The following is a 14,504-nucleotide window of genomic DNA, read 5'->3' on the forward strand; positions in this document are numbered from 1 at the left end:
TATGCGCAAAACTTCGTTGGATCGACCTGAACCGGATGGTTACATGCCCTCACTCTTTTCGACTGACTGACGTTTGGGGGATGCATGAACGTTTCGGGGAACGGCGCACGCGGCGGATGGCGGCGCGTGCTGGGCGCGGTGGCGGCACTTGCCGCCGCATGGGGATTGTCGACGGGCGTCGCGCTGGCCGCCGGCGTGTCGGGCGAGCCGGTGGTGATCGGCGTGAGCGGGCCGCTCACCGGCCAGGATGCGCAGTACGGCGAGCAGTGGAAGCGCGGCTTCGATCTCGCGCTCGACGAGATCAACGGCGGCGGCGGCATTCACGGCCGGCCGCTCGCCGTCGACTTCCAGGACAGCCGCAGCGACCCGCGTCAGGCGGTGGCGATCGCGCAGAAGTTCGTCGCCGATCCGCGCGTCGTGATCGAGCTCGGCGATTTCTCGAGCGCGACGTCGATGGCCGCGTCGCCGATCTACCAGCGCGGGCAACTGATCCAGTTCGGCTTCACGAACTCGCATCCGGATTTCACGAAGGGCGGCGACTATATGTGGAGCACCGCGCTGAGCCAGGCCGAGGAGCAGCCGCTGCTCGCGCGCTACGCGGTGAAGGAACTCGGCTTCAAGCGGATCGCGGCGCTGTACCTGAACACCGACTGGGGCCGCACCAGCAAGGACATCTTCGCGAAGGCGGTGGCCGGGCTCGGCGCGCAGGTCGTCGCGGCCGAAGGCTATCAGCCGGCGGAGAAGGATTTCCGCTCGACGCTCGTGCGGATCGGCGCATCGAAGCCCGATTCGATCGTGCTGATTTCGTACTACGCGGACGGCGCGCAGATCGTGCGGCAGGCGCGCACGTCGGGCGTCACGCTGCCGATCGCGGCGGTCGGCTCCGTGTATTCGCCGAAATTCCTCGAGCTGGGCGGCGCGGCCGTCGACGGCGTCTATACGGAATCGAACTTCTTCCCGGCCGAGCCGCGCCCCGAGGTGCAGGCGTTCGTGCAGCGCTACCGCGCGAAATTCCATGCCGATCCCGATTCGTTCGTTGCGCGCGCATACGATGCGCTGATCCTGTCGGCCGAAGTGCTGCGCCGTTACGGCACGACGCGCCAGGCCGCGCATGACGGTTTCGCGAAAATCAGCGACGCGCCGAGCGTGATCTTCGGCAAGGTGCGCTTCGATCCCCAGACGCGTCGCGTCGCGGGCGCGCGCACCGTGTATCTCGTCGTGAAGCAGGGGCAGTGGGCGCTGTGGGACGGCGCGAAACCGCAGCTCGCCGCGCGCTGACCCTGAACCGCATGCAAGTGACGGACGCATCGTGATGGCTTCCTGGCTCGACTACACGCTCAACGGCCTCATCGTCGGCAACATCTACGCGCTGCTCGCGGTCGGGCTCGCGCTGATCTTCGGCGTATCGCACCTGATCAACTTCGCGCACGGCTCGGTCTACATGGTCGGCGCGTTCATCGGCTGGCTGTGCCTGACGCGCTGCGGGCTGCCGCTGCCGGTCGCGCTCGCCGCGGTCGTGGCCGGCTGCGGCGCGCTCGGCATCGCGATCGAGCGGATCGGGTTGCGGCCGCTGCGCCACGCCGCGCGGATCGCGCCGCTGCTTGCGACGATCGGCATCAGCTTCATCCTCGACCAGCTCGCACAGCTCGCGTTCGGAGCCGACCCGCGCGCGGTGCCGACGCCGCTGCCGGACTGGCATCTGCGGATCGCCGGCGCGACGCTCGGCTCGCTCGACCTGCTGATCGCGGGCATCGGCATCGCGGCGGCCGCGCTGCTGTACGGGTTCCTGCGCTTCACGCGGCTCGGCTGGGCCGTGCGGGCGACCGCGCAGGATCGCGACGCGGCGCTGCAGATGGGCGTCGACGTGAATCGCGTGAACCAGACCGTGTTCGCGATCGCATGCGCGCTCGGCGGCGTGAGCGGGCTGCTGGTCGGCATGTACTACAACAGCATCGACCCGGCGATGGGCTTCCAGGCGACACTGAAGGGCGTGGTCGCGCTGCTGATCGGCGGGCTCGGCAACGTGCCGGGCGCGATCGCCGGCAGCCTGCTGCTCGGGCTCGTCGAGAGCTACGGCGTCGCGCTGTTCGGCACGAGCTATCGCGACCTGTTCGCGTTCGCGCTGCTGATCGTGTTCCTCGTGTGGCGGCCGAACGGGCTGTTCAGCGCGAACCGCGCGTTGCCGCCCGAGCCGATGACGGGCACCTTCCTCGCGGCCGCGAAGGCCGTGCGCGTGCCGCGCCCGGTGCTCGTCGCGCTGGTCGTGCTCGCGGCCGTACTGCCGTGGCTCGGCGCATCGCCGTACGTGCTGCAGACGCTGACCAACGCCTGGCTGTACGGGCTGCTCGCCCTGAGCCTCACGCTCGTCGCGGGCACGGTCGGGCAGATTTCGCTCGGCCACGCGGCGCTGCTCGTGATCGGCGCCTATGCGTCGGCGCTGCTGTCGTCGGATCTCGGCTGGTCGCCGGCCGTGACGATTCCGTGCGCGGGCGCGATCACGGCCGTGCTCGGCACGCTGCTCGTCTATCCGGCGTTCCGGCTGCGCGGGCACTACGTGTCGATCGCGACGCTCGGCATCGGCGAAGTGGTGAGCCTCGTGATCCTCAACTGGGACGGCCTCACGCGCGGGCCGCTCGGCATCGCCGGCATCGCGCCGCTGCCGTGGGCGACGACCGCGCGTGCCGCGTACTGGTTCACGTTCGCGGTGCTGGTCGCGTTTGCGCTCGTGCAGGTGCGGCTGCTGCGCTCGCATCTCGGCCGCACGCTGCGCGCGGTGCGCGAGGATGACGTGGCCGCGCGTGCGCATGGCATCGCGCCGAACCGCTACAAGGCGATCGCGTTCGCGGTCGGCGGCGTCGCGGCCGGCGTGAGCGGCGGCATTGCCGCGCATCTGTACAGCTACATCAATCACCAGACCTTCGACTCGCAGGTGTCGATCCTCGCGCTGACGATGGTGATCCTCGGCGGGCTCGGCAACGTGCTCGGCGGCATCGCCGGCGCGCTCGCGCTGATCGGACTGCCCGAGCTGTTCCGCTGGGCGGCCGACTACCGGATGCTGATCTACGGCCTCGTGCTGCTGCTGCTCGTCCGGTTCCGGCCGCAGGGCCTGCTCGGCACGGTGTGAGGAGGAAAGCAATGACGACCCATCGACCGCTGCTCGACGTGCAGGGGCTGACGCGCCGCTTCGACGGCGTGACCGCGCTCGACGGCGCGAGCCTGACGCTCGCCGACGGCGAACTGCTGAGCGTGATCGGGCCGAACGGCGCGGGCAAGTCCACGCTGTTCAACCTGATCGCGGGCGCCGACCGGCCCGATGCGGGCCGCGTGACGTTCGACGGCCGCGACGTCACGGGCACCGCGCCCGAGCGGCTCGCGGCGCTCGGCATCGCGCGCACGTTCCAGCATGGCCGCGTGTTCGGCAACCTGAGCGTGCTCGACAACGTGCTGATCGGCGCGCATGCGCGGCTGCGCGCCGCGCGGCCGGGCTGGCCCGCGCTGGGCGCGGCGGCGGAAGTGTGGCGCGCGCTCGTGCGGCCGGCGTCGGTGCGGCGCGAGGAAGCCGCGCTGCGCGAAGAGGCGCGCGCGATCGTCGCCGGGTTCGGCGAGCGGCTCGCGCCGCGCATCGATCATCCGGCGCACAGCCTGTCGTATGCGAACCGGCGACGCGTGGAGATCGGCCGCGCGCTCGCGCTGCATCCGCGCCTGCTGCTGCTCGACGAGCCGACCGCCGGGATGAACGAAACCGAGACCGCCGAGATGCTGCAACTGATCCGGTCGCTGAAGGCGCGCGGCCTGACGATCCTGCTGATCGAGCACAAGCTCGAACTCGTGATGCGCGTGTCCGACCGCGTGATGGTGCTCGACAACGGCGTGAAGATCGCCGAAGGCACCCCGCGCGACGTGCGGCACGATCCGCGCGTGATCGAGGCGTACCTCGGCCGCCGCCATGCGGGCGGCGCACCGGCCGGGCACGCGGCACAGGCGGCCGCATGACGGCGCTTTCCGACGGACACGATACGGCCATGACCGACGCCTTGCTGAAACTGGAGCACCTCGACACGTTCTACGGGCCGGTGCAGGTGCATTTCGACGTGAATTTCGAAGTCGGCCGCGGGCAGATCGTCAGCCTGCTGGGCGGCAACGCGAGCGGCAAGTCGACGACGATGAAGCTGATTCTCGGGCTGATGCGGCCGCGCCGGGGCGTCGTGCGCTTCGACGGCGACGACGTGACGGCGCTCGCGACGCCGCAGCGCGTGCGGCGCGGGATCGCGGCCGTACCCGAGGCGCGGCGGCTGTTCGGCGACATGAGCGTGCGCGAGAACCTGCTGATGGGCGCGTACACGCGCGGCGATCGCGCGGCGGTGGCCGACGACTGCGAACGCGTGCTCGACCTGTTTCCGCGCGTGCGCGAGCGGCTCGCGCAGCGCGCGGGCACGCTGTCGGGCGGCGAGCAGCAGATGCTCGCGATGGCGCGCGCGCTGATGGCGCGGCCGAAACTGATCTGCATGGACGAGCCGACGATGGGGCTGTCGCCGCTCTACGTCGACAAGGTGCTCGAACTGATCGACGCGATCAACCGGCAGGGCGTGACGGTGTTCATGGTCGAGCAGAACGCGAGCCTCGCGCTGGAGATCGCGCATTACGGATACGTGCTGCAGACCGGGCGTGTCGTGCTCGAAGGGCCCGCGAAGGCGCTGCTCGACGACGAGCGCGTGCGCGATGCGTATCTGGGCGGGGAGGCGGCGCTCGCGTGAGCGCCGCGCGCACCGGCACCGCCGGCCGCGCACGCACGCACGCGGATTCTCCGCTATTGAGAATTACGTAAATCATGACATCAGCAAAGCTCAGCTTGCTTCCAACAAGCAGAGATGATCGATTTGCGCTTCTGGCCGCTCTTGAGTTTGCATCGAGCGGTGTACTTCAGTTCGATCAGGTTGCTGGGACAGAAGTTGGCCAAGGCGTGCCGCTTGAGCCAGGCCCAGAGGTATTCGACTGGATTCAGATCGGGCGCGTAACCGGGCAGCAGGGTCATCTGTACGGCGCCATCCGTGCTGTCGAGGTACTCGCGCACGACGCGGCTCTTGTGCTGCGCCGCACCGTCCCACACGATCATCAGCTTGCGTCGGAGTTGCGCGCGCAGTGCTTTGAGGAATTCGACGATCTGCGCGCTTTTGATCGCGCCGTCATGCAGGCGGAACAGGAAGTTTGTACGGGTGAGGCCGGCGACGGCCGAAACGTGCTTCCAGTTGAAGTGATACTGAATGATCGGCGTGCAGCCCTTGGGCACCCACGTACGCACCCGCGTCGGGCGCTCCGAGAGACCCGATTCGTCAATGAAGACGATCAGTCGTCGCTCGGGCTTTTGCGAGCTGAACCCCAATGCGCTCAGCAGCCGCCCTGCAGCAGCGCTACGCGCAATCCTTCGAGCCGGCTCGTATCCAATTGCGCTGGCCGCCCCGTGGCCATCACGCGAAGCGCCTCGATGCCGCCTTCGTCGAGCCGGGCTTTCCACGTGTATGCGGTTTGCCGCGCGACCCCGACCGCCTTGGCTGCTTCGACGGGCGTTTTGCCCGCCAACATCAGGCGTCCAGCACGCACCCGCTTGCGCGTGGCTTCGTCCATTCTGGCCATCAACCGAGCCTCCATTCAGCGTGATGACTGTATAACGCGTCGGCAGAGAATCGGTTGTCATGGATTTAGTCATTCTCAATTCTCAATAGATCGACGCTTCCGCCCGTCGGTGAGCCGCCGTGCGACGCGCCGGAGTAGGCGCGTCTGCGTCTTCGCGTGAATCTGCTCAGCGATCCGGTCCAACGTGGAGAATGCCGGCAGCTCGATGTTCTGCGCGATGAACTCGTCGATCGTCGCGTTGATGATGTCGACAGGCTGGTCCATCGCCAGCGCCGCCGTGTGCGCCGCCCTCGTAGCGATCGCGTTGGCGTCGCTCCCGTAGTAGGGCGTCACGCCGAGATAGTCGCGGATCGCCGCATAGTGCCGGAACGAGGTTGGCGACGACTGCGTGTCGTAGCCGAACTGGACATCGACGCCGATGCCCGCAGCGACCCGCACGTGGTCGACGAGGGCGGCCGGGACCGCGTCGAGCACCGGGAAATAGTGCATCTGCTGGAAGATTTTGAACAGCACCAGCAAGCCGAGACGCGGCCTTTCGCCTCGTGTTGAGCGGCGCACCCATTTCAATTCCTCGGGCAGTGGCGTATAGCTGGCTTCCAGATCCCCGGCGGCAAGAACCTTGGACAAGCGTGGGTACGCGGTGCGTTCGATGGTGGCCATGCGAATCCTCTGGATCGCAGCGGGCCGGTCAGATTAGCGCAAGAAAAGTTCGCGCTACAGGGGCGGATCGGAATGATTCGTCTGATCTTCATAACCAGACGTATTATGGTAGGAATTTACGCTTATCTTGGTCATACCTCGAGTCGGGCGGGTGTTTGGTCGGATGATTGCTTGGCTGCTTGACCGATTGGCACGTCGGTCGCTCTGGCCGAATGGACGAGGCGACCGGCGCGATCGGTCGTGTGACGATTGCAACATGCGAGCCGGAAGATAGTGGTGGGCCGCGCAGTCCGCCGCCGCCGGATCGACGCTCGGATGTGAACGCCGATGTCGGGCCGAGGGCGATGGCGCTCCGGGCAAAGCAACAGCGCGAAGCGGCATGCGGGAGCCCGGCCTGCGCCATGATCGGGCGCGGCCGAATCCCGGATGCCTCTCCGAAAGCTGAACGAATGCCGGCTTGCTGCTGCGTTGGCGCGTCAAACCGGGTCTTTGCTCGGCGGCTCTTCCGGCTTTTGCGGGTTTTCGTGATGGTGGTGGCCGGGTGACGAAGGCGAGAGCGTGTCGTCTTCGGGGTCGCGGGTCGGGTCGGCGGGCGGGTCCGGCAGCGGCGTCGTGTGGTCAGTCATGGGAATCGGCGAATCTCGGTCAATACGGAGGACCGGCGCGGCACGCGCCGGGTTCGTCTTCCGTTATAGGCAATCGGGCGCGCGTTTGCCGGAGCGATGCGGCGGGCGTCAGTCGCGCGGCGGCGGCGTATGCAGGTCGGCGCGCGTATCGATGTCGCGCAGCACGGCCGGATCGGCGACGTCGACGAGCGCGGGCGGCGCGGCCGCCAGCAGCGCGCGGGCGCCCGTGTCGCCGTCGAGCGCCGCGAGCGCATCGTAATGGCGGCTCGCGAAGCCGACCGGATGGCCGCGCTGCCCGCGATAGACGGGCGCAACGGTCGACGCGAGCCCGGCGTCGAGCGCGCGCGCGACCGATTCGATCGTTGCCGGCGTGATCCACGGCATGTCGGCGAGCGCGACGATCCAGCCGGAGCTGTCGGCGCTTGCGCGCACGCCGGCCGCGAGGCTCGCGCCCATTCCGCGCTCGGCGTCGGGCGCGAACACGACCTGAGCGCCGACGTCGTTGAGCAGGTGCGCGAGCTTTTCCGCGCCGGGACGAACGACCGCGATCACGTCGGGGAGCACGGCGGCGAGCCGTTGCGCAGCCGCAACGGCGACGGGCGTGCCGTCGGGCAACTTCGCGAGCAGCTTGCTGTGCACGCCGCCGGGATCGAAACGCGTGCCGATGCCCGCGGCCAGCAGCACGCCGGTGGCGAGCGACGCATGAGTCATGGCGATAACTGGTGGCGAAGGTGCTGCGATTGTGCGGTGCGGCGCGGGCGGCGCGCAAGTTCGGGGAAGCCCTTTCTTCGTGCGGTAACGGCGAGGGCGCGGGATGCACGGCAAGGTGTCGGCGTTCATCGCGATGGCGGGAAGGAGGCTGATGTCGCACAAAGTGCGGCGTGCCTGGGGCGATCGAAGCTTGCATGATTCGAGATGTTCCCGGCTGCGAACGAGGGCCGCGAATCGCGAGGCCAAGCGATGGCCCGAAGGCGTCATGCCGCTAAGCTCCGAAGCCAAAAACCAACTGATGGGAAATCCGAAGGATTGAATCGGAACAGCGAAGGACGGCCTTCCGGCAAACCGCGAACCCGTCTCGAATAGCGGCACACGGCGGGCGACGGCGACGTCGTCGCTTCGAGGAGTTGGACGAAGGTCCGCGATTCATCGTCGATATCGATGGGCGAAACCGCCGATACAATCGTCGCTCGATCCATTCCTTCGCGACCGATTCGCTTTCCACATGAACGCATCCACATCGCTTTCCGCGCGCGCCGCGTTGCTGCTCATCGACCTTCAGAAAGGCATTCATGAGCCGAAACTCGGCCGCCGCAACAACCCGGACGCGGAGGCGCGCGTCAAGACGTTGCTCGATAGCTGGAGGCGCAGCGGGCGTCCGGTCGTGCATGTCCGGCACATTTCGCGGTCGCCGGATTCGGTGTTCTGGCCGGGGCGATCCGGCGTGGAATTTCAGGAGGCGTTTTCGCCGCTCGATCGCGAGCACGTGGTCGAGAAGAACGTCCCCGATGCGTTCGCCGCGACCGGGCTCGCACGCTGGCTGCATGAGCGCGGAATCGCGCAGCTCGTGATCGCGGGCGTGATCACCAACAATTCGGTCGAATCGACCGCGCGCGCGGCGGGGAACCTCGGTTTCGATGCGATCGTCGCGGGCGATGCGTGCTTCACGTTCGATCAGCGCGATTTGTCGGGGCGGCTGTGGCCGGCCGAGGATGTGCACGCGCTGTCGCTCGCCAATCTGGCGATGGATTACGCGCGGGTGATGACCGTGGCGGATATCGTCGCGCGCGCGGGTGGCTGACGAATGCATCGGCGAGCGTCGCTGTCGGGTCAGGGGCGTGTCTGCTGTAAGAAGCAAAGAGGAACTTATGTCAGTCGAATCAGAATATTTCCCGTAAATTGCCACCACGAAAATCGAATCGATCATCCAGAGCGGAGGGATCAATGCAACTGACTTCGCTCAAATTCTAGGCAAGACCGGCACGATAATTGACTTGATGGAAACAGGCGAGCCAGCACTGGCGCGATCGAACTGGCGAATGCAGGGAGATACGCTCGCAGAGCCGCGGAGTCGTGATGTCTATCAGGCGGATGGTCAGCCGAGTAAAACTGCGCTAGAAGCACCAGGCAACGAATACCACGGTGAGACCGCAATCTCGATTGGGATTTGGGACGGTGTGGGGCATCGATAGAGGTCTTTGCGGGCGGCGGAGATTTTCCGGATACCGTTTTTCGAGGTCGTCGCCCATCGCCCCTCACGCATCCGCCCACCGCCGCAACAGATTGTGATAAATCCCGGTCAACGCGATCACGCCCGCATCGCGCCCGCCTTTCTCCGCGGTCAACTGCTGAATCTGCGTATCGAGCTGATAAAGCAGCGTCCGGTCCGCATCGTCGCGCACCATGCTCTGAATCCAGAAGAACGACGCCACTCGCGCGCCGCGCGTGACCGGCGTCACATGATGCAGGCTCGACGCCGGATACAGCACCACGTCGCCCGCCGGCAGCTTCGCGCGGTGAACGCCGTAGGTGTCCTCGACGCATAGCTCGCCGCCGTCGTAGTGCTCCGGCTCCTCGAGAAAGAGCGTCGCCGACAGATCGCTGCGCACGCGGAAATCGGTGCCACGCAGCAGCCGGATCGCATTGTCGACGTGCGTGCCGAACGCGTCGCCGCCCGCGTAGCGGTTGAAGAGCGGCGGAAACACCTTGAGCGGCAGCGCCGCCGAAAAGAACAGCGCGTTGCGCGCGAGCGCATCCTGGATCGCATCGCCCGCCGCGCGCGCGGCGGGCGAACCCTCCGGCAACTGCCGGTTGCGCTTCGCGAGCGCCGATTGCGCGCCGGACGTCGCGTTGCCGTCGGTCCAGTCGGCGGTGTCGAGGAGGTCGCGGCATTGCGCGACCTGTTCCTTCGTCAGCACGCCGGGAATGTGAAGCATCATGTTGCGAACTCCTTCTGTCGCGCCGCAATCGCGCGGAACGCGTCGATCGGCGACGCCGCGAGATATGCGCGCATCTTCGCGACGAACGCGGGCGTCGCGGTGCGCGGCACGCGCGCGAGCCACTCGAGCGCCTCCGCGACGCGGCCGCGCTCGGCGAGCAGCCGCGCATAGTTGAACTGGCCGCGGAAGTCGCCCGCGGCGGCCGCGCGCCGGTAGCAGTCGAACGCGGCGTCGCGGTTGGCCGCGACGACCCAGCCGTCTTCGTAGAAGCCGCCGATCAGGTTGATCGACTTCGCGTGGCCAAGCGCCGCCGCTTTCTCGAGCCACGCGAGCGCGGCCGTGCGGTCCTCGTCGACGCCGTTGCCGAGCGCGAGCATCGTCGCGTAGTTGTACATGCCCCAGTCGAGCCCCGCGCGCGCGGCCTCGCGATACCAGTACGCGGCGACGGTCGCGTTCGCGGCCGTGCCCCAGCCGAACTCGTAGCAGCGGCCGACCATGTTCATCGCCATCGGATGATCGGCGCGCGCCGCATGCTTGAACCAGTCGAGCGCGGCGGCGGGGTCGCGCGCGAGCCCGTGGCCGTCGAGCAGGTACTGCCCGTAGACGGCCTGCGCCTCGACGATCCCGTTCTCCGCGGCCGCCGCGACCCACGCGGCCGCGCGCTCGGGCGCTCCGGCGAGGATCCCGGCGAGATCCTCGCGCGACGCCGACGCGAGCGCCTTCAACGATACCGGCCGCATCGCGTCAGTAGCGCGCGTTCAGCGTGACGAACGCCGAGCGGCCCGGCGCGATCGACGCATAGTGCGCCGGATACGCCTGATCGAAGTACGCGCGGTTGAACAGGTTGTTCACGTTCAACTGCAGATCGAGCTTCTTGTTGATCCGGTACTGCGCCATCGCGTCGAAGCGCCAGTACGACGGCACGGCGCGCAGGTTCGCGGTGTCGCCGAACACCTTCGACATGTAGAACGCGCCGCCGCCGACCGTGAACTTCGGCGTCACGTCGTAGTTCGTCCACAGCGTGAAGCTGTGCTTCGGCGTGTTCGGGAACTGGTGGCCGTTGTCGGCCGTGTTCTTGCCGTTCCCGCGCAATTCGCTCTTCATGTACGTGTAGCCGCCGAACACCTGCCATGCGCGCGTGAGCTGCCCCGCGAAGCCGAGCTCGAGCCCTTGCACGCGCTTGCTGCCGGCCATCGCGTACTGGTTGTCCGGCAGCGTGACGCGCGCGTTCGTCGTGTCGATCTGGAAGAGGGCGGCCGTCAGCGCGAGCTTGTCGTCGAGCACGTTCCACTTGGTGCCGAGCTCGATGCTGCGGTTCTTCTCCGGCGCGAGCTGGTCGGCGTTCGCGCCGACGCCGCCGCGGCCCGGCGTGAGCGACTGCGTCTCCGAGCCTTCGCCGAGCAGCGCGCCCGCGGGCGTCGACGACGTCGCGTACGACGCATAGATGCTGCCGTTCTGCGCGGGCTTGAACACGAGGCCGAGCTGCCAGTTCACGAGCGTGTCGTCGCGCGTATAGGTCTTGCCGCCGTTCGCGCGGGTGTCGGTGAAGCGGGTCGAGTAGTCGTCGACGCGCACGCCGGCGTTCACCTGCCAGTGCTTGCCGAGCTCGATCGTGTCGAAGCCGTAGATCGATTTCGTCACGGTGCGCGCATGCGCGTAGTCGTTGTTGCGCGTGATCGAGCCCGCCCACGGATCGTTCGGGTTCGGCGACCACAGGCTCGTGCAGTTGTAGCCCGACGCGGCGCCGATCCCTTGCTGGCAGATCTTGCCGGTGCCGGTGGCGACGCTGTACGAGTCGCGCTTGCCCCATTCGCGCGACAACTCGATGCCGGTCGTGAAGCTGTGCTTGAACGCGCCGGTGAGGAACTCGCCGAACAGCTCCGTCTGGTTCGCGATGCTGTTGATCGAGCTGTTGCGGTTGTTGTTGCGCCGCCAGACGCGGCCGTTGATCACGTTGCCCTGGCTGTCGTCGGGCTGCGTCCAGATGTAGTCCTGCGTCGATTCCGTGTAGCGCGTCGTGTTGCGGATCGTCAGCGATTGCGTGATGTCGTGCTCGATCTTCAGCGTGCTGATGTCCGACGTCGTCTTGCGGAAGTCGCGGTCGACGAGGCCGTAGAAGTTGTGCCGGTCGACGTTCGCCGGATAGATCGTGTCGACGCTCGCCGGCTTGTTCGCGGCCGTGTAGAAGTACGGAATGCCGCCGTCGGGCAGGTCGTCGGTCGACAGGTGGTAGTAGCTCGCGACCACGCGGGTCGGCGTGCCCAGCCCGAATGCGATCGACGGCGCGACGCCCCAGCGCTCGTTGTTCACCGCGTCGCGGCCCGCGACGTCATTGTTGTGGCTCATCAGGTTCAGGCGGAATGCCGCGTGGTCGGCGAACTGCCAGTTGCCGTCGGCGGTGAAGCGGCGATAGCGGTCGGTGCCGAGCCCCGCGCTCGCCTCGGCCGTCGTGCCGAGATGCGGCGCCTTCGTGACGAGGTTGATGCTGCCGCCCGCGCCGCCTCGGCCGCCGTACGCGCCGTCCGAGCCCTTCGTGATCTCGATGCGCTCGGTGTTGAAGATCTCGCGCGTCGTCGCGCCCGTGTCGCGCATGCCGTCGACGAACATGCTGCCTTGCGTGTCGTAGCCGCGGATGAACGGGCGGTCGCCGAGCGGATTGCCGCCTTCGCCCGCGCCGAACGTGATGCCGGGCACGGTGCGCAGCGCTTCGGTGAGCGTCGCCGCGCCGCTGTTGTGGATCAGCTCCTGCGGAATCACCGTGACGGATTTCGGCGTGTCGACGAGCGGCGCGGTGAATTTCACCGACGACGAGACGTCCGTCTTGTAGCTGCGCTCGGCGGCGCCCTTGACCTGGATCGGCGCGAGCTCCTTGTCGTGATCGGCGGTTGCCGCGGGCGGCGCGGCGTCCTGCGCGAACGCCGGGCTCGCGGCGAGCATGCTGCAAAGGGTAGTGAATTTTCCGAGCTTCAACTCGTCGGAACGCAACTTCATCGGTGGTATTTCCTCGCCAGGTGTGACTCGATCGGGCGAAGCAACTGCCGGTGCATGACGCGTTTCGCCCGAATATTACAAATTGTTTTCGGGCGTCATTCTAGTGAATAAGTTTATGAATGAGAAGCGTTCTTGTTACGTTTCTCGAAACGAACGGCTGGATTCGATGCTATCCGCTTGAAAAGAAAGGAAATGTGCGATGCGGCCGGCAGGCTTCCCGTTCGGTCGCGCGCCGGCCCGCCCTCCGAATGTCAGTCGATCCCGTGAAACACCGCGTCCTCGGGCCCGAGGTACGCGGGCGGGCGCCACGTCGCGTCGCGCAACGAGTGCTGAACCAGATGCTCGACGCCGAGCAGCACCGCGAAGATCGCCATGCGCACCGGAATCCCGTTGTCGGTCTGGCGGAAGATCGCGAGGCGCGGGTCGCGGTTCAGGTCGGTCGACAGATCGTTCGCGCCGGGCCGGCTGTCGCGCGGCAGCGGGTGCATGATCAGCGTGTCGCGGCCGCACACCGTGTCGACGAGCGCCTGATTGATCTGGAAATCGGGCGTATAGCCTTCGAACGATTCGTCGGTGAAGCGCTCCTTCTGGATTCGCGTCGCATAGACGACGTCCGCGCCCTTCAGGCCCGCCGCGAGGTCGTGCGTCTCCTCGACGACGTGGCCGTTCGTCGAGATCTGGTCGACGATATAGGCCGGCATCTCGAGCGTCGGCGGCGATACGAGCGTGAACTTGAGCCCGCGATACAGCGCGAGCAGCTTGACGAGCGAGTGGACCGTGCGGCCGTATTTCAGGTCGCCGACGAGCGCGATGTGCGCGCCGTCGACGATCTTGCCGAGGCGCGAGAACTCGCGCTGAATCGTGTACAGGTCGAGGAGCGCCTGGCTCGGATGCTCGCCGGGACCGTCGCCGCCGTTGATCACGGGCAGGTTCGTCGCGCGCGCGAACTCGGCGACCGAGCCTTTCTCCGGATGGCGGATCACGAGCGCGTCGACGTAGCCCGCCATCACGCGGCTGGTGTCGTAGATCGATTCGCCTTTCGCCATCGACGAGAACGTGAAGCCCGTCGTGTCGCACACCGAGCCGCCGAGCCGGCAGAACGCGGCGCCGAACGATACGCGGGTACGCGTGCTCGCCTCGAAGAACAGGTTGCCGAGCACCGCGCCTTCGAGCACGCGCGAGATCTTGCGGCGGCGCGCGATCGGCTGCATCACGTCGGCGACCCGGAACAGCGCTTCGACAGAGTCGCGCGAGAACTGGTCGACCGACAGCAACTGCGGCTTGCCCTCGAACAGGAACTGGCTCGCGAGCGGCTGCCGGGAGTCTACGCTTTGCGCATATCCCTCGGCGGCTGGCGTACGCCCGACGATTTCGGAGACGAAACGCTCGACGATCTCGGGCATTCCGCGCGATTCCTGCGAATCATCGGGCAAAAGCCAGGTGTCGAGGGCGCGCCGGCTGACGCCGATGCGGTTCGCGAACGCTTCGCGGGTCATGTTGAGGCGGCGCATCGCGTCGCGCAGGAACGCTTGCTGAGGAACGGTCATCGGTCGGCCAGGCTCTCTGAAATATACGCGATGCGTATGGTAGGTCGCCGGCAGCCGAAGTCAAGCGAAAAATGCGGGCGGATTGACGGAGACGAGGCGCGGAAGCGGCGCGC

At 67.2% G+C, this 14,504-nt stretch carries 11 protein-coding genes and 2 pseudogenes; 5 read left to right on the plus strand and 8 right to left on the minus strand.

Annotation, left to right across the window (positions count from 1 at the left end; translation table 11 throughout):
* Positions 1-84: 84 nt before the first annotated feature.
* Genes AQ610_RS24740 through AQ610_RS24755 form a run of 4 tightly spaced genes read left to right on the plus strand, consistent with a single transcriptional unit; the run spans position 85 to position 4,754 of the window.
* Complete coding sequence (locus tag AQ610_RS24740; RefSeq protein ID WP_006027142.1) at positions 85-1,278, plus strand: ABC transporter substrate-binding protein; 1,194 nt, start codon at positions 85-87, stop codon at positions 1,276-1,278.
* Positions 1,279-1,312: 34 nt separating this feature from the next.
* Positions 1,313-3,124: an ABC transporter permease gene (locus tag AQ610_RS24745; RefSeq protein ID WP_006027143.1), complete on the plus strand. Its 1,812-nt coding sequence runs from the start codon at positions 1,313-1,315 to the stop codon at positions 3,122-3,124.
* Positions 3,125-3,135: 11 nt separating this feature from the next.
* Positions 3,136-3,993 (plus strand): ABC transporter ATP-binding protein, encoded by an 858-nt coding sequence (locus AQ610_RS24750; protein ID WP_006027144.1) that lies wholly within the window; start codon positions 3,136-3,138, stop codon positions 3,991-3,993.
* Positions 3,990-4,754 carry an ABC transporter ATP-binding protein gene (locus AQ610_RS24755; RefSeq protein WP_015602949.1) on the plus strand — a complete coding sequence of 255 codons (765 nt, stop codon included), beginning with the start codon at positions 3,990-3,992 and terminating at the stop codon, positions 4,752-4,754. The genes AQ610_RS24750 and AQ610_RS24755 overlap by 4 nt, the downstream gene beginning before the upstream one ends.
* An 80-nt stretch (positions 4,755-4,834) precedes the next feature.
* Here the strand turns inward: AQ610_RS24755 and AQ610_RS36450 are convergent.
* From AQ610_RS36450 to AQ610_RS24775, 4 genes and pseudogenes are all read right to left on the minus strand, one after another.
* Positions 4,835-5,631: pseudogene (locus AQ610_RS36450) on the minus strand (IS630 family transposase).
* Between the two features lie 96 nt (positions 5,632-5,727).
* A pseudogene (locus AQ610_RS24770) lies at positions 5,728-6,291 on the minus strand (DUF4158 domain-containing protein); the annotation flags it as partial.
* A gap of 476 nt (positions 6,292-6,767) precedes the next feature.
* Positions 6,768-6,917, minus strand: a complete 150-nt coding sequence (locus AQ610_RS36985; protein ID WP_015604080.1) for a hypothetical protein — start codon at positions 6,915-6,917, stop codon at positions 6,768-6,770.
* A 108-nt stretch (positions 6,918-7,025) separates the two neighbouring features.
* Complete coding sequence (locus tag AQ610_RS24775; RefSeq protein ID WP_006027149.1) at positions 7,026-7,628, minus strand: nucleotidyltransferase family protein; 603 nt, start codon at positions 7,626-7,628, stop codon at positions 7,026-7,028.
* A 511-nt stretch (positions 7,629-8,139) separates the two neighbouring features.
* Here AQ610_RS24775 and AQ610_RS24780 point away from each other — a divergent pair.
* Positions 8,140-8,715 (plus strand): cysteine hydrolase family protein, encoded by a 576-nt coding sequence (locus AQ610_RS24780; RefSeq protein ID WP_006027150.1) that lies wholly within the window; start codon positions 8,140-8,142, stop codon positions 8,713-8,715.
* Positions 8,716-9,169: 454 nt separating this feature from the next.
* Here AQ610_RS24780 and AQ610_RS24785 read toward each other — a convergent pair whose 3' ends face one another.
* From AQ610_RS24785 to AQ610_RS24800, 4 genes are all read right to left on the minus strand, one after another.
* Positions 9,170-9,853, minus strand: coding sequence for a Fe2+-dependent dioxygenase (locus AQ610_RS24785; RefSeq protein ID WP_009915119.1), 684 nt, complete (start codon positions 9,851-9,853; stop codon positions 9,170-9,172).
* On the minus strand, positions 9,850-10,593 hold the full coding sequence (locus AQ610_RS24790; protein WP_006027152.1) for a tetratricopeptide repeat protein: 744 nt from the start codon (positions 10,591-10,593) through the stop codon (positions 9,850-9,852). The genes AQ610_RS24785 and AQ610_RS24790 overlap by 4 nt, the downstream gene beginning before the upstream one ends.
* 4 nt (positions 10,594-10,597) lie before the next feature.
* Complete coding sequence (locus tag AQ610_RS24795; RefSeq protein WP_006027153.1) at positions 10,598-12,844, minus strand: TonB-dependent receptor; 2,247 nt, start codon at positions 12,842-12,844, stop codon at positions 10,598-10,600.
* Positions 12,845-13,095: 251 nt separating this feature from the next.
* On the minus strand, positions 13,096-14,391 hold the full coding sequence (locus tag AQ610_RS24800) for an aspartate carbamoyltransferase (RefSeq protein ID WP_006027154.1): 1,296 nt from the start codon (positions 14,389-14,391) through the stop codon (positions 13,096-13,098).
* Between the last annotated feature and the right edge of the window lie 113 nt (positions 14,392-14,504).

Origin of the sequence: Burkholderia humptydooensis (genome assembly GCF_001513745.1) — a bacterium.
GTDB classification, from domain to species: domain Bacteria; phylum Pseudomonadota; class Gammaproteobacteria; order Burkholderiales; family Burkholderiaceae; genus Burkholderia; species Burkholderia humptydooensis.